This is a genomic window from Ochrobactrum sp. AN78, assembly GCF_029909885.1.
In the GTDB taxonomy this organism is placed as follows: Bacteria; Pseudomonadota; Alphaproteobacteria; order Rhizobiales; family Rhizobiaceae; genus Brucella; species Brucella quorumnocens.
Genome location: NZ_JASAMU010000015.1, coordinates 12646 through 33554, shown reverse-complemented (window position 1 = coordinate 33554; position 20909 = coordinate 12646). Strand labels below are relative to the sequence as shown.

Below are 20909 nucleotides of genomic sequence, written 5' to 3'. Positions count from 1 at the left end.
CTTTCGCCATTCCCACTGCTACGACCTTGATAGCGTTCGCTACCTCACCTTCTTTCGAGCCTGCTGACTTTGCGCTTTCAATCAGGTCGCGAATGCCGGGAGCGTTCTTCCCCGCAATTGCGGCTGCCGGGACTGCTTGGGAAATTCCGCTCTTGGATACAAATCGTCGATCCAGTTGAGACCACGAACCGTAAATTAGTCCCAGAAGCTCTCCACTAAATCAGATTAAGTCCATTGGGCACCCATACGTATTTTGTGGACCTGCATAAGCGCCGATGAGAACGGCCGACGCTCGGCTCGGTCTCTACGATCAGATCTCGCGGAGACTCTCAGTTTCCAGGTGGGGCACCGCGTGTTTCGAGCGGGTCGGTTTGGCGTGCTGCTGCACGAAATATTGCGCTGGCGTCCTTCCAAGCGCCTTCTTAAACATAGTTATGAAAGCGTTGACCGATTCATAGCCGAGTTCCCCTGCAACAGTCTGCACAGTTGCGCCACTGGCCAGTTGCCGAAGCGCCACAACAAGATGCAACTGCTGGCGCCAGCGCCCGAATGTCAGTCCTGTTTCCTGCAGCATCAGACGAGCCAAAGATCGCTCGCTCATGGCGACCTGTTTCGCCCATTCACCAAGCGTGCTTCGATCTGCGGGATTGATCGTCAGACCAGCCGCAATCGTTCTGATCTTGGTATGGCTGGAAACCGGCAGGTTGAAATGTTCTCGTGGCATCAAAGCCAATTCCTCAAGCACCACACGCGCAATGCGGGCGGCGTGGCTCTCTGAACTATAATCCGCTTTTTCCCGTGCCAGCCGATGCACCATTTCCCGGATCATGGGAGAAATGGACAGCGTGCAGCATTCCTTCGGCAGATCTGCCGCGTCAGGCTCGACGAACAGATAATTGAGCCGGGCATTGGCAGTCGCTCTCGCACTATGCGGCACCCGTCCCGGTATCCACACCCCACAACTGGGCGGCACAATCCATATTTCGCTGTCTGTGGTGCAGGTGACGGCACCATGCAGCGCGATTATCAGCTGTCCTTTGCGGTGGCTATGGATCGGGACTTCCGCCTGGTAGTCGGCGAAGTCGAGTTCACGCGCAAGCGCTGGCAGATCGCTGAGATCAGGATCATAGGAAAGAAAGGCGGGTTGCAAGCGTTCCATCATTGGCAGGATTTAGATATTTTTTGTCAGGATAACGAATTTATTTGGCTTTGCAATGCGGCGATATTCACCCGCATGAACGCAGTTCCTCATTCTCACCAACGGTTTGTAAGCTTCGCCACCGCCTTGCCGCCAAAGGTTTCGAGCTTCCTCCGCTCCCCCGCCATCAAGGCTGACGCCAAAACGCTCGTCTTCTCGCTCAAGAGTTTTGCTGCGGCAATGCTCGCCTATTACATATCGCTGCGCATCGGGCTTTCGAAACCGTCCTGGGCCATCGTCACCGTCTATATCGTTTCGCAACCCTCTGCCGGCGCATCGCTTAGCCGCGGCATCTATCGTCTGATTGGAACGATGATCGGGGCGATCGTAACCGTTCTGATTGTTCCGAATTTCGTCGATGACCCAATCCTGTGCAGTATTGTTCTCGCCTGTTGGATCGGATTATGTCTCTATGTCTCGCTTCTCGACCGCAAGCCCCGCTCTTACGCCTTCGTGCTTGCCGGATACACGGCGAGCCTCATCGGATTTCCCAGCCTGCACGATCCGGGGACGATATTCGATGTGGCTTCCATGCGCCTGCAAGAAATTTCGGTTGGCATGCTCTGCGCCGTTCTTGTGCACCGCTTCATCTTGCCAACACGCATCAGGGACCAGTTTACCGGCAAGCTCAAGGCGACATTAAACGATGCGCGGCAACTGGCGGTACAGGCGCTCGGCGGAAGGACAGCAACTCTTCGCGACAGCAAATTGCTGGCCGTCGATCTTCTCGTGCTGCAAGGGATGGTGGCGCATCTGCCTTACGATCCCGCATCAGCCAGGCAGGAGCGAAAAAAAATGCGGCTTTTGCACGATCGCCTGGCCCGCTTGCTCCCGCTTTCCGCGGATATTGCAGACCGGCTTCATGTCCTGAAGAATGATGGTGGACCATCACCGGGTGATCTGACTGATCTGCTGCATGAGATCACGGCTTGGATACAAACACCCGCCATATCCAAACAGCCTGATCCGACACGCGGGCTCATCGACAAGGCTTTGTCGTTGAAACAATACCCTGAAGAAGGAGCCCAGCCGCTTGATCGGCGGATCGCCGCCAATCTCGGTGGTCATCTCGCTGAACTGGTTGCGCTGCTTTCCGACTGCAATAGGCTCGAACTCAACCTCATAGCCGGGGGGCGCCTTTCTGGCCTTCACGAACCTCACTTTGCGACAGGATACGTCTATCACCGCGACCGGTGGATGGCAGCCCGCGCGGCCATCGGGGCGATGCTCGCGATCCTGATCGGCTGCGCTTTCTGGATTGGCTCCGCCTGGCCGGAAGGTGGCATGGCCCTTTCCATTGTTGGGGTATGCTGCACCTTGTTTGGAAATTTCGATGCACCCGCACCCTTCGTCATCAAATATATGAACGGCCTGGTCTATGGCGTTGCTATCAGTCTTCTTTATAGTTTCGTTGTCTTGCCGCGGGTCGACGATTTCATCACATTGATGGCCGTGCTTGGACCTGCATTTCTGCTTGCCGGCTCATTGCAGGCGCGTCCGCCCACCACGTTCATGGCACTTGGTATCACCCTGACCATCCCGATATTGGGGGGGCTCAACCCAGCCTATAGCGCTGATTTCGCCCAGTCTCTCAATGCGGTAATTGCAGTGTTTGCCGCCACCGGCTTCGCAGTGGTGAGCATGACACTGTTTCAAACGGTCGGAGCTGACCGCGCAATCAAGCGTCTGCTTCAGATAAGCCGCAGGGATGTCCGCCGCAGGGCTCTGCGCCAAAAACCGCAGGCCGGAGATGGCTGTTCTTCGAACTGGACCAGCCTGATGATCGACAGGACCGCTTTGCTGCTGCCGCGCTTTCCAGCCTCAAAAAATTCCTATGTGCACGTGCTTGACGATACGCTCCATCATCTCCGCATCGGGCATGCCGTCATGCAGATTGGTCAGGCCAAGACACAATTTCACGGGCAAACCGGCGCCGAGATAAACGAACTTTTGTCGGAGATCGCCAGATATTTCGATGACAGGCAGCGTTCTGCCAGCACACAAGCCTTTGATCTGGAAGACCGCATCGACAAGCTGATGGCTGCAAATGCAAAGCCTGCCGATAAAAATCAGGTCTTGCTGGTTGACCGCCTCATTGATCTTCGCTTCGCGCTCGGAATTACACGCAGGATGAAGGCGGAGCCATCATGATCGCCGATGTCAACAGTGGTGGTGTCCTGCTTCCCGGCCTTCTGGTGCTGGCTATTGCCGCGCTTGTCGTTACCATTGGCGTTGTCCGGTTGCTGGCCACTATTGGTTTCTTGCGTGCGCTCGCCCATCGTCCGCTCATCGAACTTGCCGCTTTCATCTTCATCTATGCTCTGCTCGTGCAGGCCTTTACCGCTTCCGGTCCTTTCTCATGAAATCCCTCCTATCCTTGTTAACCCGTTATCTGTTGACGCTCTGCGTTGTTGTTCTCGCTGCTTTCGTCGCTTTCCAGCTCTGGCAACGATACGAAAGCATGGCCTGGACGCGGAACGCGCGTGTGAGCGTGGATGTTGTGCAGATCGCACCGGAAGTTTCGGGCACAATCAGTTCCGTTTTCGTCCACGACAATCAATATGTCCATCGCGGCGATATCCTCTATGCAATCGACCCCGAGCGTTTTCGCCTCGCGGTGATCAATGCCGAGGCGGATGCTGAGGCCAAACGTCAGGATATGCTTTTAAGACAGGCGACCGCCAAAAGACGAAGCCGGCTTGGCAACATCGCCTCACAAGAGGTCATAGAGCAAGCGGCGGGTGAGGCGGCGCAGGCAGCTGCAGCTTATCAGGGCGCCAAAGCGGCGCTCGAACTTGCGAAACTCAATCTCCACCGCTCCACGATCCTGTCTCCTGTCGAGGGTTATGTGACCAACCTGCGTTTGCGCGGCGGTGACTACGCCAATGCCGGCGAGACCAAGATTGCGATCATTGATGCAGCCAGTTTTTGGATCACAGGCTATTTCGAGGAAACAAGGCTCGGGCAGATCCATGTCGGTCGGCCTGCACGCATGAAACTCATGGGGTTCGATCAGCCGGTGACCGGCCATGTCGAGAGCATTGCCCGGGGTATTGAAGACGATAATGGGGCGCCCGGCCATCTGGGGCTTCCCAATGTTGAAGCGACTTTTTCCTGGGTGCGCCTTGCGCAGCGCATCCCCGTTCGTATTCATATCGATACTGTCCCTGCCGGGGTTCTGCTCGTCGCCGGGATGACCGCACAAGTGGAAATCGTTGCAACGGATGCTGACGGCTCCGCCTTCATAAAGCGCTAGCAGGCAGAATTATGGAGAGGGCCATGCGTGCCTATCCCAGTCGCAGAGCAGGAAGCGGATGACGCGCTGCTCTTGAAAGCTAGATCCGCAGGACAACCGATCCGCCTGCCAATCCTGCGCCGGCTGCGGTCAGAAGCAAGGTTTCGCCTTGGGCAAACGCACGCTCACGGTGCGCAATGGAGAGCGAGAGTGGGATCGTAGCAGCCGATGAATTGCCGTAGTCTTCGATCGTTTGCACCATTTTGTGGCGCGGGATGCTAAGATCACCGCAGACTGCGTTGAACAATCGCGCATTCGCCTGGTGCGGAATGAACCGATCAACACCATCTGCCGTCATCGCGGCACGGCGCATGGCCCGCCGTGCAGTGGCGGTCATGAGCGCTGCAGCCCGCGCAAAGACTTCGCGACCCTCTCGCATCGTCATCAGAAACGCTTCCGCTTCAATTTCGCTCGAATAAGGCCGGGTGCTGCCGCCCGCCGGTATCTGGATCAGATCATAGCCGCTCCCGTCCGATACAAGATCGAGCGAAAGGAGTCCGCGCTGCGGATCATGATCGGGCGCCAGCACGACCGCACCGGCCGCATCTGCAAACAGGATCGCGGTGCTGCGATCGTTCGGATTGATGCGTCGGCTGAGAATGTTTGCTGCAACGATCAGGACGGAGCGGCCATGAAGCCTGACGAAACCATCGGCCAGCGCCAACGCATAGAGAAACCCTGAGCAGGCGCCTGCCAGATCGACTGCTCCGGATTTCCCAAGATCAAGCCTATGGCTCAATAATGGCGCGGAGGGCGGCAGGACATGATCTGGCGTCGAGGTCGCGAGCAGCGTAAGCGCGATTTCCTGTGGCCGGATTCCGGCATCGTCGATCGCCATCCGACCCGCCCTTTCGGCGAGGCCGGTCAGCGTGTCGTTATCATCGGCCCAATAACGGCTTCGAATTCCGGTCCGTCGCTCGATCCAACCGGCCTCAAGGCCCAGCATGGTCTCGATTTCGGCGCTAAAGACACATCGTTGCGGCACCGCGTGGCCCAATCCGATGATGCGAGATGAACGGGCAGGGCTCATCCTGCGCGTTCTACAATTATCGATGCGACCTCATCCATCGCGTCATAGGTCTGGCTTAGCTCACCCGCGGTCATACAGTAGGGTGGCATCAAATAGAGAACATTGCCAAGCGGGCGAATGAGGATCCCGCGATCGCGAAACAATTGCCGCATTCGAGGGGCTGCTTCCGAGAGATAGCCGTTTCCTTGTACCGCAAGGTCGAGGGCGGCGAGCGTGCCGCGCTGACGGATATTGGCGAAGCGCGGGTCGTTGTCGAAGCGGGCCAGATTAAGCCGTTGCGCGGATTCAAGCGCGCGAATGCGCTCGAGCACTGGCTCGTTCTGCCAGATTGCCAGATTGGCGACACCCGCCATACAGGCGATCGGATTGGCTGTATAGGAACTGGAATGAAAGAATGTCTTACGCCGATCCTTTGACAAATGCGCCTCATAGACTTTGCCAACACAAAGCGTGGCAGCAAGCGGTAAAGCGCCGCCGGTCAGACCTTTCGATGTGCAGAGGATATCCGGGGTGATCGCGGCCTGCTCGCAGGCAAACATCGTTCCCGTTCGCCCCCACCCGGTCATCACTTCGTCGGCTATAAGCAGACATTCATACTGCTCAGCAATTCTCTTCAACCCGGCAAGTGTGGCGGGGCCGTACATCTTCATGCCGCCGGCGCCAAGCACCAGAGGCTCTATCAAAAGCGCTGCAATCCGCCCGCTGCGGCAAAGCCTCTCAAACGCATCCAGCGTTTGCTGTTCCAACCCGGTTTGCGGAAACGCAATTCGGTCAACCCCAAACAGCAGCGCTTGATAGGCAGCGTTGAAAACGCCACGCGCGCCTGCAGACATCGTGCCGATCGTATCGCCGTGATAGCCCGCTTCCATCACAACAATACGATCGCGGGGCTCGCCCCGATTGTGAAAATATCCAAGAGCCATCTTGATCGCCACTTCGACGCAGGTCGAACCGCTGTCCGAATAAAAGACATGCGCAAGGCCTGGGGGCGCCACCGCGATCAGACCCTCGGCGAGCCGCTCTGCCGCCTGGTGCGAGAACTCGGCAAAAATGATCTGGTCATAGCATTCTGTCGCCTCGCGGATCGCCTGCATGATCGTCGGGTGCCGATGACCGTGGGTGATCACCCACCAGGAGGAAATGGCATCGAGGATTTTCCTGCCAGTCTCATCCACAAGATAGCAGCCATCGGTGGACGCAATGCGTGTCATTGGCGGCTCAAGCCCATGCTGGGTAAACGGGTGCCATACACATGAACGCATCACTTAAGGCCTCCGCTCAAATGTGCCAGATCGAAATTCTGAGAGAACGCATCACGCAGCGCTGCTGCGTTGAGCTCGGCGAGCCAGGGCAGCCGACCGAGTACAGCCACGCAGCCCATCTTGGCAATGGCCCGTTGCGTCTCGCGGTTCTCGTCGCCGATGAATGCAATTCCGGCGACGGGAATGCTGCGATGCCGCAGCGCCTCAAGCGACAGCAATGTGTGGTTGATGGTGCCCAGCGAGGTCCGTGCGCAAAGGATGACGGGGATCTGCCAGTGGGCGAAGATATCGGCGAAAACGATCTCCTCCGTGATCGGCACAAGAAGCCCGCCCGCGCCTTCGATGACCAACGGGCCATGCGTCTCAGGCGGATTAAGTCGAGCGGGATCGATTGTAATACCGGCGCGGCCTGCGGAAAGATGGGGCGATGCTGGCGTCTGAAGGCGATAGGCCTCCGGCAGGATCTGTTCGCGCTCCAGAGCGCCCAGTCGCAACACGACAGCACTATCCGTCTCGTCAACAAGACCCGATTGGATCGCCTTCCAGTAACAGCCGCCTATGGCGCCAGCAAGCCCTGCGGAGAAAACCGTTTTGCCGACGCCGGTATCGGTACCGCTCACAACGTAACGTGGGATCATGTCGCGACCTCCTCAAGAATCGATGCCAGCCGCTCGGTCATGGCGGTGACTTGCGCCTCATCAACATTGAGCGTGATGGTGATTCGCAGGCGTGCTGTGCCTATCGCAACAGTCGGCGAACGGATTGCACGGATGTCGAACCCTTCTTCCCGCATACGTTCGGCGATCCGCAGAGCCCGGGCATTGTCCCCAATCAACACCGGCTGAATGTGCGAATGACTGGGCGTGATGCCCAGCGTCGACGCCATTGTGTTGCCGGCATAACGGCAGAGGGCTTCCAGTCTGTCGCGGCGCTCGGGCTCATCCTTTACGATCCGCAGCGCCGCGTGAACGCCAACTGCAATTAATGGGGAGGGCGCTGTCGAGTAGATGAAGCTGCGTGCGTGGTTGACAAGATAACCTGCCAGCGTCAAAGGCAGGCAAAGAAGAGCCCCGGAGACGCCGAGCGCCTTCCCGCAACTCTGCAGCGTGATCAGGTTTGCGCTACCTTTTAAGGAGAAAGCGAGACCCCGCCCGTCCGGGCCGAAAACGCCGGTGGCATGCGCCTCATCGACGACGAGAAAACCGTCATGGCGGATTGCAAGCTGAAGCAGGTCGGCGAGCGGCGCACGGTCGCCATCCATGGAATAAAGGCTCTCAACCGCGATCCAAGGGGCTCCTTTGCCGCCGCCTTCTCGCCAGCGGCGAATGGCTCGTTCGACCGCCTCGACATTGTTGTGTGGCACCGCAACAGCGCGCGCCCGGCTGGCGAGGATACCGTCATGGACACTCGCATGGATCAATGCGTCAAAGACAATCAAATCGTCCCTTTGCGGCAAAGTGGAATAGAGCGCCACATTCGCAGCGAAGCCATTGCTGAAATAAAGGGCACTTTCTGCACCGAAAAAGCTTGCCGCTTCGGCTTCCAGCGTCTCGTGCACACAGTGATTGCCGCGCAACAGCCGCGAGCCTGCAGCGCCCTGCGGTATGCCTTGATCGATTGCGGCTGCGATAAAAGCCGCGAGCCGCGGCGCTGTCGCAAGGCTAAGATAATCATTGGAGGTGAAATCAACGCCACGCGTTTGGCTAAGCACACGAAACCGCGACCTGCGCATGAGGCCGGCGAGTTTGGTCTGGTAGCGATCGAGGGCCGGAAAACTCACGCTGCTGCCTCCGGCTGCATTGGTTTTAATCCAAGCCGTCGGAAAAGAGCGGCATCGTGATCTTCGCCCGGATTGTCTGCCGTCAGCAGCGTCTCCCCGATGAAGATGGAATTGGCACCGGCAAAGAAGCAAAGCGCTTGCAGCGCGTCGCTCATATCGCTGCGCCCCGCTGACAGGCGGACAACGGAACGGGGCATCACAATCCGTGCCAGCGCGATCATGCGCACGAAATCGACAGGGTCAATCGGTGCGGCATGCTCGAGTTTTGAACCGGGGATCGGGATCAGCATATTGATTGGCACGCTTTCGGGCGGTGAGGGCAGATTGGCCAATGTCAGCAACATCGAAATGCGATCTTCAGCCGTTTCGCCCATGCCGAGAATGCCACCGGCACAAACCTTGATCCCAGCCTTGCGAACACGTTCGAGCGTTTGCAGCCTGTCTTGAAACCCACGGGTGGTGATGATCTGGGCATAGTAGCGCTCGGACGTATCAAGATTGTGATTGTAGTAATCGAGTCCGGCCTCAGCGAGCCGCAGTGACTGCTCCGGCGTCAGCATACCAAGCGTCATGCAGGTCTCCATTCCAAGCGCCCGCACGCCTTCGACCATGGCGACCAGGACATCCATGTCTCGATCCTTTGGGCTGCGCCACGCAGCCCCCATGCAATAGCGTGTCGCGCCGCCATCGCGCGCTTTGCGCGCTTGCGCAAGGACACGCTCAACCTCCATGAGTTTGGTTGCCTTGAGGCCGGTGGGATAATGCGCGGACTGGCTGCAATAGCCGCAATCCTCAGAACATCCCCCTGTCTTTATCGACAGAAGCCGGCTCAGCTGGATGGCATTCGGATCAAAGTGCGCGCGATGCACCCGCTGGGCGCGAAACAGCAGATCATTGAATGGCAAATTATAGATAATATTGGCATCATCGAGCGTGATGGCTGACGGGGTCGCATCAATGTCTGGCGCTGTGTCGTTGCGCAAGAACGGGTTTTGGCTCATTTATTGCTCCTCTAAGACGCATATCTCCAACAACTTAGGCGTCAACGCGCGGTTCGCTGTAGTGAGAGCGGCTTCATATTGCGATTTTCGGTCAACCGGTCGGACAGAAACGCGCTGTCGAATAATAGATAAAGTCGAATCACTATAGATAATATTAGCCTATGAACGATTATAGGCGCAAGATCCGCCAGGCGCGTGCTGCGGGGCGCGAGCCAGGCTGCACCACGTCCAGTGTCGGTCAGTCTCGGCGACCGTTGCCAAAACGGTCAGGCGAGCAGCGTCGGGGCACCGCGGCTCCACGCTGCAACACAGCCCCCCGTGTGCGGGGCGCGGCTGCGGCACTTGCGTGGATCATCAGCGCGGCGATGCGGCAACCTTGACCGGGCTGGTTACCCTTAACAATGCTTGTCACCAAGCCAACTGCTGCCTGCGGTGCCGCCACCAGTCCGGCTCCCCCAAAAAACAGCCTTGTGCGTTGCAGGGCCAGCAAGCTGGATCCGAACCAAGCGACCGCACCGCCGCAGCCTTCTTATCGCTGCCTGTTGCGCGCTGAAACGGCGGTGGCTCCGCGGTGAGAACCAAGATCGAAGTCGCGCGCCTGATGCGCGAACTGATCTACGAAATGCCGTCCGGTTTCTGGGAGGATAAATGACAGTCAAGCGCGACCTTGCCGAATACGCGACAGCGATCAATCCGAATGAGATGGAGGGCCACTCGCACATCAGCACGCGCGGACCGCAATGAACGTCACCAGGAAAACATGGCTTCCGGCTCACGAACACGCCTTACACGCGAGCCTGGTTCAGTGTCAGTACAATGTGACTAAACGTCTGAATTTCGCCCAATGGCCGACCGACTTTGGCGAAGCCAAACGCTCAACCGCACTTTTGATCGGCTGAGGCAGGCTTGCGTCATTGTTAAGACAGGCAAAGTTCATGAGGCTCTAAAAGCCGCTCTGATGGTCGAGCCGTAAGAGATTATTGCCCGCACCTGGCCGCCCTTTGCAACCCGGCCAGCGCCGGGCGTGCCTCGTGCTTATCCCTCATGCACGCCGTGAATATTGCGCACCGTTTGACAATTGCTTCTTCCAATCAGCTCACTGTATCGATTGCTGAGTTGAGCGGCGTGACTGGCGCGGTGGTGTCGGCATCATCTCAGACTGATCTTTGCTCACTGGCCTTGGATTTCGGTTTCCACTCTTTCACTTCATGGCAGACTTCATGCTGCCTGATTGACGGTAATTGCGATCATGTGAAGAATGTCATCGGCGCTGCATCCGCGCGAGAGGTCGTTGGCGGGTTTGGCGAGGCCTTGCAAAACCGGGCCGATGGCTTGGGCTCCACCGATACGCTGCGCAATCTTGTAGCCTATATTGGCGGCGTCCAGATTGGGAAACACCAAGACATTTGCATTGCCCTTGAGCGGAGAAGCGGGTGATTTCGCGTGACTGATGGATTCAACAAATGCAGTGTCGAATTGCAGTTCCCCATCCACACAAAGATCCGGTCTTCTTGCACGCACAGTGTTGGTGGCCTCAATAACCTTAGATACACGTTCATGGGCGGCGCTGCCGCCAGTCGAGAATGAAAGCATCGCAACCGCCGGGTCTTTCCCGGTTAGCTGGGCATAAGAGTCAGCTGACTGCATGGCAATATCTGCCAGTTGGCCGGAATCCGGCTCGACCACAAGGCCACAATCCGCAAAAATGAAAGCCCCTTTTTTCTGATGATGCGATTGGCACAACAACATCAGAAAAAAGCTCGAAACAAGCGATGCGCCTTCCGCCTTTCCGATAATCTGCAACGCGTGGCGGACAACATCGGCTGTTGTTGCAACCGCACCGGCAACAGTTCCATCCGCGTCCCCCGCACGCACCATCATGGCTGCGAAACCAAGCGGTGTTTTCGCCATCGCTAAGGCCTGCTCTTCCGTCATGCCTTTTGTCTGACGCAACTGATAAAGGCGATGCGCGTAATTCGCAGTCATCTTTGATTGACTGGGGTCAATGATCGTGATCTGTGACCCCTCACTTTGTTTGGCAATAATGCTTTCAGAACCCAGCAGTGTAACATGGGCAATGGCTTGTCGTTCGGCTTGGAGTGCCGCTTGAATAACGCGTGTGTCTTCACCTTCCGCCAGAACAATGTGACGGGGCCGGCTTCGCGCCTTTTCGAAAATCTTTTCCAATAAAAGCATGGCAAATCTCTTGAGAACGCATTTCAAACAGGGAACCGAATGTCGGTCGGAGATGGGTGATAAAACAGCGGCCGGGGCGCGCAGTTGCGACAATCGGTTCGGCATTGCGCGGAGAGAAACCGGGAGGAAAACCTCCCGGTATCATCGTCAAACAGGCATTTGCTCGCGCATATCCATTTTATCAATACCGGCTACCACAACCGGCTTCTTCATCGCGTCGCGACGGAACGGTTCGCCCAATTCCTGATTGAGAATGACCTCAATAAAGGTCGTGACACCCTTGGACTGATCATCAATTGCCTTCTGCAAGGCTTCAGTGAGCGATTGCGGGGTATCAACAGTGACGCCTTGGAGGCCACACCCATCCGCCACTTTGGCGTAGCTCAGGTTTGGATTGAGCTCGGTTCCAACGAAATTATTGTCGTACCAAAGCGTTGTATTGCGCTTTTCCGCACCCCACTGGTAGTTGCGGAAGATGACCATCGTAATTGCTGGCCAGCCTTTGCGACCAATGGACGTCATTTCGTTCATCGAGATACCAAAAGCGCCATCCCCTGCAAAACCCACGACCGGTGTATCGGGTTGGCCGATCTTGGCGCCGACGATGGCCGGAAAGCCGTATCCACATGGGCCGAACATGCCTGGAGCCAGATATTTGCGTCCGGTTTCAAATGTTGGATAGGCATTGCCGATCGCACAGTTGTTTCCGATATCAGTGGACACAATGGCATTCTTCGGCATTCCGGCCTGAATGGCGCGCCAAGCTTGCCGTGGAGACATGCGTTGTTTTTCGCGTTCGCGCGCATCTGCATTCCATTGTGTGCCTGGATCATCATCTTCATGATCCATCGATGACAACTGCTGCAACCACGCTGATTTGCGCTGATGGGTGAGTTGTTTGCGCTCGTCACGACCAACATCGCCTGCATTGGCCCCAAGTTGATCGTTGATCTGCTGCGCGACGTGTTTCGCATCCCCACAAATGCCCACCGTAATCTTCTTGGTAAGGCCAATACGGTCTGGATTGATATCGACCTGAATGATCTTTGCGTCTTTTGGCCAATAATCGATCCCATAGCCCGGTAGTGTCGAAAACGGATTAAGACGGGTGCCAAGTGCCAGAATCACATCGGCCTGGGCGATCAACTCCATCGCTGCTTTCGAGCCATTATAACCAAGCGGCCCGACTGAGAGTGGATGGCTGCCTGGAAAGGCATCATTGTGTTGGTAGCCACAGCAAACGGGTGCGTCGAGTTTCTCGGCCAGAGCGATGGATTCCGCGATGGCACTGCCGATAACAACACCCGCGCCGTTGAGAATAACGGGAAATTTTGCATCTGTCAGAAGCTTTGCAGCCTCCGAAATTGCATCGCGTCCGCCACTCGGGCGCTCAAGCCGCACGATTTGCGGCAGGTCGACATCGATCACATGGGTCCAGAAATCCCGCGGAATATTGATCTGTGCTGGGGCACAACCGCGCCAGGCCTTCTCAATGACACGGTTTAGCACTTCCGGGATGCGGGATGGGTCACGGACCTCTTCCTGATAGCAAACCATATCCTCGAACAAGGCCATCTGTTCCACTTCCTGGAAGCCGCCCTGGCCAATGGTCTTGTTGGCCGCTTGCGGCGTTACGAGCAGCATTGGTGTGTGGTTCCAATAGGCCGTTTTGATAGAGGTCACAAAGCCAGTAATCCCTGGTCCATTTTGGGCAATAGCCATGCCCATCTTGCCGGTCACGCGCGTATAGCCGTCGCAGATCAGGGCCGCATTGGTCTCATGCGCGCAATCCCAAAAGGCAATGCCCGCCTTTGGAAACAGGTCGGAAACCGGCATCATCGCAGAGCCGATAATCCCAAATGCATGTTCAATTCCATGCATTTGCAGGACCTTTACGAACGCTTCTTCCGTCGTCATCTTCATTTCAGTCAAGTCTCCTACGCTACTTTTTCATATGAACTGGTGCGGGCAGCCATCTGCATTGTGCTGGCGGCTCGCTTGTCCTTGAGAACCATTTCAGCGATTTTCGCGCCGATCATCATCGCCGGGGCATTGGTGTTGCCGGAAACAATTTCCGGCATGATTGAGCAGTCCGCGACGCGCAAACCCGCAACACCTCGAACCCGTAAACAAGGATCGACAACCGCGTTTTGATCTGCGCCCATCCGGCACGTGCCCGTCGGGTGGTAAATTGTGGTGGAGTTGTCGCGCGCCCAACCCAGCAACTCGTCATCGCTTTGAAGATCAGCGGTCGGGCGATATTCCTCGGCAATGGCCGAAAGAAGCGGTTGGGTGCGGGCGATCCGGCGGGCAATGCGGATACCGTCAACAAGTGTCTGCTGATCATGGCGCGTCGCCAGATAGTTTGGCCGAATGAGCGGATAGTCGAACGCATTTGCTGATTGCAGCGCGATGGTCCCGCGGCTCTGCGGACGCAACTGGCAGACCGATTGGGTGAACGCGGAAAATGGATGAACGCCTTCGCCTGGGCTGTCGGCCGACCAGGGCTGGATATGGAATTGTACATCGGGTGTGGCGAGTTCTGGTCTTGTTTTGACGAAACCGAAAACCAAACTCGCCGCCATGGTCATCGGACCGGTCCGGAAGAGTGCATATTGAAGACCGATCGCTGCTTTTTTGAAAAGACTGCGAACCTCGTCGTTCAGGGTCGGCTCGTTGCATTTATAGACCATGCGCGCCTGCAGGTGATCCTGCAGATTCTGCCCGACTTCCGGCGCATCCCGATGCACCACGATCCCGTGGTCTTTCAAATGCTGCGCGGGACCAATCCCTGACATGAGCAGGATGTGTGGCGAACCGATCGCGCCCGCACACAGGATCACCTCCCGATTGGCGTCAATCGTGTCGATAGTCCCATCGCGCCGGCGAACTTCAACACCACACGCCCGACCCGCCTTGATCAGCACACGCGTGATCTGGCAATCGGTTTGCACAATCAGATTCTGGCGGTGGCGCACAGGGGCGAGGAAAGCTTTCGCCGAAGAACAACGGCGGCCATTATGCATGGTCAATTGGAAATGCCCGACCCCTTCCTGCGTTGGACCGTTATAGTCGGCATTGTAGGGGTAGCCATTGGCCTGGGCTGCCTCGAGCCATTTCTCACAAATTGCTCGCTTCAGACGCGGATCGGAAACCTGCAATTCTCCCTGCTGACCGCGACCGACAGCACCTGGCCGATGAAATGTCTCGAAACTCTCGAAGATCGGACCAACGTCCTGCCACGACCAACCATGATTGCCAAGTTGGGCCCAATGATCATAGTCCTGTTGCTGGCCGCGGACATAAAGCAGACCATTGAGCGATGATGAGCCACCCAGCACCTTTCCGCGCGGCCAGTTCAATACCCGACCGTTGAGCCCGGGATCCGGCTCGGTTGCATAACACCAGTCATATTTGGGGTCGTGCATGGTCCGAAAATAGCCGACCGGAACGTGGATCCAGGGATTGGTATCTTTGCTTCCAGCCTCCAGCAATTGAACCGTTACCGACGGATCTGCACTGATCCGGTTGGCCGCGATGCAGCCTGCGGATCCAGCCCCGACGATAATGTAATCTGCAACTTCATTCATAAAGATCTTCCTCATCACGGGGTCCGCTTACAGGCGTCAAGTGGCCCCTCTCTATCGCCCTCAGACTCCGGCCAATCCTTGCGCTGTCCGTCGGCGCCGTCTTTCCATCGCCAAGGCGCATGCCAGGGAAACCACCGCGGCAAAGACCACGTAGACACACACCCAGAAAGGATCATTGTTATCGATGGCCATGAGATAGGTGGCGATCATCGGGGTGAGACCAGATGCGAGAATTCCCGAGAATTGATAGACAAATGAGATCCCGGTGTATCGCACCGTCGGATCAAAAAGATCCGCAAACAGCGCCGCTTCCGGACCGTAACACATGGGATAAATCACCCCGAAAGGCAGCACGATACCCAGAATAATCAACAGGGGCTCACCGGTCGACATCAGCCAGAAAGCCGGGAACACGCTCAGTCCGAGCAGCAATGATCCCCAGGCATAGGTGAGGGGGCGACCGATCCGATCAGACAGATGTCCGAACAATGGGATGAACCCCACCATGACCACAGCCGCCGCGCAAACGGTCCAAAGCGCTGTTGTCCGGTCAATTCCCGCATAGCGCGTGAGATAGAGAATTGAGAACACCGCGAAGATATTGAAGAAGACACCGTCGATGTAGCGCGCGCCCATGCCCAGAATGACATTGCCCGGATAGCGTTTGATCATGGTTGTGAACGGCAACCCTTGATCGCGATTGCGGGACGCCGCCTTGGCTTTCACAAATTCGGGGCTCTCGTGAATGTTCGATCGGATCCAGGTGCCCAGAAATACCAGGATGATCGATCCGATGAAGGCCGCGCGCCAGCCCCATGCCATGAATTGATCGTCGGGAAGCAGGGACAGCAGCGCCATCACGCCTGATGACAGGAACAGACCCAGCGACAGGCCGATCTGCGGAAGCGAAGCGTAGAAGCCACGCTTATTGTCAGGGGCATATTCATAAGCCATCAGAACCGCACCGCCCCATTCGCCGCCGATACCAATCCCCTGCAGGATGCGCAGGAAAAGAAGGGCGATCGGGGCCATGATGCCGATCGTCTGATAGCCAGGCAGCAAACCAATCGCGACAGTCGCGCCGCCCATCATCAGCAAGCTTATGATCAGCATCGCCTTGCGACCGACCAAGTCCCCAAAATGCCCAAAAATCAGGCCACCCAACGGGCGTGCGACGAAACCAACGGCAAATGTCGCATAGGCCAACATGATGGAAACAGTTTCATTGTCAGATGGAAAATACAGGTGGTTGAACACAATGCCGGCCACCACACCGTAAAGAAAAAAGTCATACCACTCGATTGTCGAGCCGATCAGACTGGCGAAAACAACTTTTCTGACATCGCTTGTCTGGCTGCAGCTCCTCACCGCATGCACGGTTGTGTCCGACATGACGCCCTCCTCGCGTTTGACGGTTATCACCCGATCCACACTCCTCTTATGGATCGCAGTGCCTCAAGCTTTTGCGCAAAGCGATGCGGAGTCAACCGAAAATTGAGACGAAACGTCTCGAAAAAAATAACTTGTTGAATTTGCCGGATATATTTCTCTTGGATAGCCGCCGCAGCTGCGCTAGACCTTAGAGACTTTGGTTCTAAATGTAGTTTTTTGATGAAGAACGATCCTGACAATCTGGTAAGCAGTCCAAGTATCCGAAACTTGCAAATCCTTGAATTGCTGGGGTCTCGACGCCGCGCCATGACCCCTGCGGAAATCATTGAAGAACTCAGACTGCCCAAGCCGACCGTGCACCGCTTGCTTGCCTATCTCGAAGATCAGGGTTTTCTCGCCAAGAACATCGATGGAAAAAGCTATTTGCCGGGCGCGCGTTTTCGCGAAATGGCAATTGGGGCAATGCATGCGTCCTTGAGCAACCTTCCCAGCAGGAACGTGCTCGTGTGGCTCAATCAGCAAATCGGGGAAACCTGCAACCTTGCCGTGCCTGACAAAGACGAAATGGTCTATGTCGATCGGGTCGAAACCCACTGGCCGTTGCGCATCGCACTGCATATCGGATCGCGTGTGCCCTTGCATGCAACCGCCGCTGGGAAGGTGACGCTCGCATTTCTTTCCACGGATGCGTTGCAACGCTACCTGCTGACGGGCACCAGGCAAGCGATCACCGCCAAGACGATCATTGAGCCGGAGGCGCTGCGCGCGGAGATCGATCTGGTGAAGGCACAGGGTTTTGCCACCGATCAGGAGGAGCTCGTCGAGGGAATGATCGCGGTGGCGGTTCCCGTGCTCGACAGCAGGAACAATTTTTGTGCTACGCTGTCCTTCCATGCGCCAACGCAACGGCTTTCCCTGCCGCAAGGGCTTGCCCATCTCGATGATCTTCGTCAGGCCGCAGAGAAATTGGGCCAGATGATCTGAAAACGAGTCTCCGGGCGTCCCGATGCTTGCTGGCGCGTCCCACTGACGGACGGCGCGCTGCACGCTGCACTGCATGGCGGCTCGTCTCACCCTGGCACGCAGCGAAGATCATGACGGAACTTTTCGCAGCCTGGCGCATTGCCGCCATGGATAAATGGGCGATGAGGGGCTATGAGCGAAGATCAATTGCTGCGTCCCGGCATGAATTGCTGGCGGGTTGAAACTGCGGAGCGCTTCGCGTTCATTGTCGATGGTGCAGACTATTTCGTTTCCTTGCGCAAGGCGCTGCTCAAGGCCCGCCACTCGATCATGCTGGTCGGTTGGGATTTCGACACACGCATCGACATTGGGGAGTGCAATGACGGCGGACCACAACAATTGGGGGATTTCATCCTCTGGTTGGCCGATCGCACGCCTTCCCTCGAAATCCGTTTGTTGCGCTGGGACACCGGCGCCTTCAAGGCATTGCTGCGTGGCAATATGCTTTGGACGATCCTGCGCTGGAAAGCCCATCCGCGCATTACCCTGAAATTCGATGCCAAACATCCTGTCGCCGGCTCACACCATCAAAAGATTGTGGCAATTGACGACAGTCTGGCATTTTGCGGCGGCATCGATCTGACAATGCGTCGCTGGGATACGCGGGAGCATCTCGACAATGATCCACGCCGCGTCAGCCCCAGCGGTAGCCCCGAGGATCCATGGCATGATGCCACCAGCGCCTTTGATGGAGACGCGGCACGTGCCATTGGCGATCTGGGCCGCATGCGGTGGCAAGCGGCGACCGGTGAGACCTTGCCGCGCTGTCAGCAACCGCATGATTGCTGGCCTGAGGGTTTGAAAGCAACCTTCACCCATATGCGGCTTGGTATTGCGCGCACAATTCCCAAGATGGCCAATCAGCAGCCGGTCCACGAGATCGAAACTGCATGGTTGGACATGATCCGCAGGGCCAAGCGCCATATCTATGCAGAGAGCCAGTATTTTGCCTCCCGCAAAATCGCCCGGGCGATTGCCGAGCGTCTTTGCGAGGCGGATCCCCCTGAAATCGTCATCGTCACACCGGAATCGGCCCAGGGTTGGCTGGAGCCGCTGGCGATGGATTCTGCACGCGCAAGGCTGGTGCAGGCGCTTGAACGCATCGATCACCGTCGACGTCTGAGGATCTGGCATCCCCGGACCGCGGGCGGTCAACCCATCTATGTGCATGCCAAGGTCATGGTGGTGGACGACACAGTGCTGCGGGTGGGCTCATCGAATTTCAACAACCGTTCAATGCGCCTCGACAGTGAATGCGATGTCATCCTTTGGGCGGAAGCGGCCGACGATGGCCTGCGTCTGCAGATCGCGCGGCTGCGCGATGATCTTGTTGCTGAGCATTTGGGCGTTGAACCGACGCGGGTCGCCGCCAAATTTGCAGAAACCGGATCCTTGATTGCCACCATCGAACGTTTGTGCGGCGACGGGCGCAGCCTCTATCCATATTGGATTCCAGACCTGTCGGATATTGAAACATGGCTGGCCGAAAATGAAATTCTTGACCCAAACGGTCCCGACGAGATCTTCGAAGCCACCGACAAACGCGGATTGTTCAAAGGCTGGGACAGGCTCAAAGCCAAGTTTCACCATCGCCAGAAACTTTGACATAAGGCTGTTTCGGGAAGGGCAGATCCCTGTGCCAGGCTGCGACAGTGCATGGTGCGGTCCGATCTACGCTTTCAGCCGCCTTCGCTTGATCACGCCTCCGCATTGCAGTTATAGGGTTCAGGCAAAGGCGTGTCAGCCCGATGGTGACGCCCCAACGACGATGCTATAGACGGCGAGGGGGCTTCGATTTGATGTTCCGCCATCAGGACGGAGGGGCTGTGGCGCGTGCTGATCCCCGGATGCACCAGCAAACCAGAATGGCCGCACCAAGACTGCGCGTACGGCCAGCGACAACACAAGCATTCCGGCAAGCGGCGCATAGAAACCCGCGCGCACCGCCGCCTGAAGCAGCGACTCACGCGCGATCAGGCTTCATCCCTGTCAGCAGCAGTTGTCGCCAAAAACGCAACAGCAGCCGCGCTGTCAGATCAGACCGGCAATAGCTTTGATCATGGATCACCCTAAGTCGCAAAAGCCGTGAGCTCAACAAAGATCATGGCTGTGTCGCCTAACCTGTCGCATGGGGGCTTGCGAGAGGTGCTCGGCGCATGGCCAGCTCTTAAACATAGCGTTGCCTCGATCAGATAGGCGCCGGATGATGCGGTGCCGGCGGCGCGCGATGGGCACTGGGAGGCGCGCCGGTAATCCGCTTATAGGCACGGCTGAATGAGGCTTCTGACTCATAACCAAGCCTATGGGCGACAATCGCCACCCGCTGGCCCTGCTTCAGCCATTGATGCGCCTGCTGCATGCGGGTTCGCCCGACATAGCGCGCCGGTGTCTCGCCGACAATGTCGAGAAACCGCTGCGCGAAGCTTGATCGCGATGCGCCCATGATCTGCGCGAGATCCTCAACGCTCCAGTGGCGCACCGGATCCAAATGCACAGCCGCCAGCACGCGGCCAATCTCGTTGTTGCGCAATGCGGCCAGCCAGCCTTTTTCCGTGCCGCAACCATGTTCGACCCAGCTGCGGATCATGGTTGCCGTTAATACGTCGGCTAGCCGCGCAACAATTCCGCACGCGCCGACACGATTCATCTCAACCTCCCGCGCCATGCTCTCCAACAGTGCTGGAAGAGAGGGCTCTCTGGCCGCAAAATCATTTGCCCTGATAAAATCCGGCATCAATTGCAGCAAGGGGTGGTTGCGCTCGAGATTGAACGTCATGACAGCGAAGAACAACAGATTACGACTGTCTGCATTCGGGCATTCAACATCGATAATGCCACCGACCGACTTTCTCGGAAATGCTCCAATCGGGACCGGGCTGACCCCCGGTGCGCTGGCAATGACATGCGCGTCGCCACGCGGCAGCAACACCGCATCTCCGGGCTTGAGTGGATGCCACTCGCCATCCGGCGACTGGATGAAGGCTGAGCCGGAAGCCAGAAAATGAAAGCGCGCCGGCTCCCCGGCCGGGAAAGCCGTCGCCCACGGAGCGCAAGGCTGACATCGCCCATATTCGACGCCATCCAGCCTCAGACTGCGGAGAATTTCGGTCAGCGGATCTTGCATGGTGACACCGGTGAGAGA

Annotated in this window: 16 protein-coding genes; 5 read left to right on the top strand and 11 right to left on the bottom strand. The window is 57.2% G+C overall.

Annotated features, from left to right (window positions below; genetic code table 11):
- Positions 1–310: 310 nt before the first annotated feature.
- On the bottom strand, positions 311–1159 hold the full coding sequence (locus QBD00_RS20825) for a helix-turn-helix transcriptional regulator (RefSeq protein ID WP_318285397.1): 849 nt from the start codon (positions 1157–1159) through the stop codon (positions 311–313).
- A gap of 75 nt (positions 1160–1234) precedes the next feature.
- Here QBD00_RS20825 and QBD00_RS20820 point away from each other — a divergent pair, with 75 nt between their 5' ends.
- The 3 genes from QBD00_RS20820 to QBD00_RS20810 are packed head-to-tail and all read left to right on the top strand — an operon-like array spanning position 1235 to position 4454.
- Complete coding sequence (locus QBD00_RS20820; RefSeq protein ID WP_318580433.1) at positions 1235–3349, top strand: FUSC family protein; 2115 nt, start codon at positions 1235–1237, stop codon at positions 3347–3349.
- Positions 3346–3561, top strand: coding sequence for a DUF1656 domain-containing protein (locus QBD00_RS20815; RefSeq protein ID WP_151094158.1), 216 nt, complete (start codon positions 3346–3348; stop codon positions 3559–3561). The genes QBD00_RS20820 and QBD00_RS20815 overlap by 4 nt, the downstream gene beginning before the upstream one ends.
- Positions 3558–4454 (top strand): HlyD family secretion protein, encoded by an 897-nt coding sequence (locus tag QBD00_RS20810; RefSeq protein ID WP_151094160.1) that lies wholly within the window; start codon positions 3558–3560, stop codon positions 4452–4454. Before QBD00_RS20815 ends, QBD00_RS20810 begins: the two co-directional genes overlap by 4 nt.
- 79 nt (positions 4455–4533) lie before the next feature.
- Here the strand turns inward: QBD00_RS20810 and QBD00_RS20805 are convergent, their stop codons facing one another.
- From QBD00_RS20805 to QBD00_RS20765, 9 genes are all read right to left on the bottom strand, one after another.
- Complete coding sequence (locus QBD00_RS20805; RefSeq protein ID WP_318580432.1) at positions 4534–5523, bottom strand: beta-ketoacyl-ACP synthase III; 990 nt, start codon at positions 5521–5523, stop codon at positions 4534–4536.
- Complete coding sequence (locus tag QBD00_RS20800) at positions 5520–6788, bottom strand: adenosylmethionine--8-amino-7-oxononanoate transaminase (RefSeq protein WP_151094164.1); 1269 nt, start codon at positions 6786–6788, stop codon at positions 5520–5522. Before QBD00_RS20800 ends, QBD00_RS20805 begins: the two co-directional genes overlap by 4 nt.
- Positions 6785–7423, bottom strand: a complete 639-nt coding sequence (bioD, locus tag QBD00_RS20795) for a dethiobiotin synthase (protein ID WP_151094166.1) — start codon at positions 7421–7423, stop codon at positions 6785–6787. Before bioD ends, QBD00_RS20800 begins: the two co-directional genes overlap by 4 nt.
- On the bottom strand, positions 7420–8565 hold the full coding sequence (locus tag QBD00_RS20790; protein WP_151094168.1) for an 8-amino-7-oxononanoate synthase: 1146 nt from the start codon (positions 8563–8565) through the stop codon (positions 7420–7422). Before QBD00_RS20790 ends, bioD begins: the two co-directional genes overlap by 4 nt.
- Positions 8562–9566, bottom strand: a complete 1005-nt coding sequence (gene bioB / locus QBD00_RS20785) for a biotin synthase BioB (protein ID WP_318580431.1) — start codon at positions 9564–9566, stop codon at positions 8562–8564. The genes QBD00_RS20790 and bioB overlap by 4 nt, the downstream gene beginning before the upstream one ends.
- A 1218-nt stretch (positions 9567–10784) precedes the next feature.
- A complete protein-coding gene (gene pta / locus QBD00_RS20780) occupies positions 10785–11762 on the bottom strand; it encodes a phosphate acetyltransferase (RefSeq protein ID WP_151094170.1) in 978 nt (325 codons plus the stop codon).
- A gap of 147 nt (positions 11763–11909) precedes the next feature.
- Positions 11910–13685, bottom strand: coding sequence for a sulfoacetaldehyde acetyltransferase (gene xsc, locus QBD00_RS20775; RefSeq protein WP_318580430.1), 1776 nt, complete (start codon positions 13683–13685; stop codon positions 11910–11912).
- A gap of 14 nt (positions 13686–13699) precedes the next feature.
- Positions 13700–15352, bottom strand: a complete 1653-nt coding sequence (locus tag QBD00_RS20770) for a GMC family oxidoreductase (protein WP_151094174.1) — start codon at positions 15350–15352, stop codon at positions 13700–13702.
- 60 nt (positions 15353–15412) lie between these two features.
- Positions 15413–16744 carry an MFS transporter gene (locus tag QBD00_RS20765; RefSeq protein WP_191793590.1) on the bottom strand — a complete coding sequence of 444 codons (1332 nt, stop codon included), beginning with the start codon at positions 16742–16744 and terminating at the stop codon, positions 15413–15415.
- 219 nt (positions 16745–16963) lie between these two features.
- Here QBD00_RS20765 and QBD00_RS20760 point away from each other — a divergent pair, with 219 nt between their 5' ends.
- Together QBD00_RS20760 and QBD00_RS20755 are read left to right on the top strand one after the other, a co-directional pair.
- Positions 16964–17728, top strand: a complete 765-nt coding sequence (locus QBD00_RS20760) for an IclR family transcriptional regulator (RefSeq protein ID WP_151094180.1) — start codon at positions 16964–16966, stop codon at positions 17726–17728.
- A 171-nt stretch (positions 17729–17899) separates the two neighbouring features.
- Positions 17900–19372, top strand: a complete 1473-nt coding sequence (locus QBD00_RS20755; protein ID WP_151094182.1) for a phospholipase D-like domain-containing protein — start codon at positions 17900–17902, stop codon at positions 19370–19372.
- A 583-nt stretch (positions 19373–19955) separates the two neighbouring features.
- Here the strand turns inward: QBD00_RS20755 and QBD00_RS20750 are convergent.
- Positions 19956–20891 carry an AraC family transcriptional regulator gene (locus QBD00_RS20750; protein WP_151094184.1) on the bottom strand — a complete coding sequence of 312 codons (936 nt, stop codon included), beginning with the start codon at positions 20889–20891 and terminating at the stop codon, positions 19956–19958.
- Positions 20892–20909: the final 18 nt, after the last annotated feature.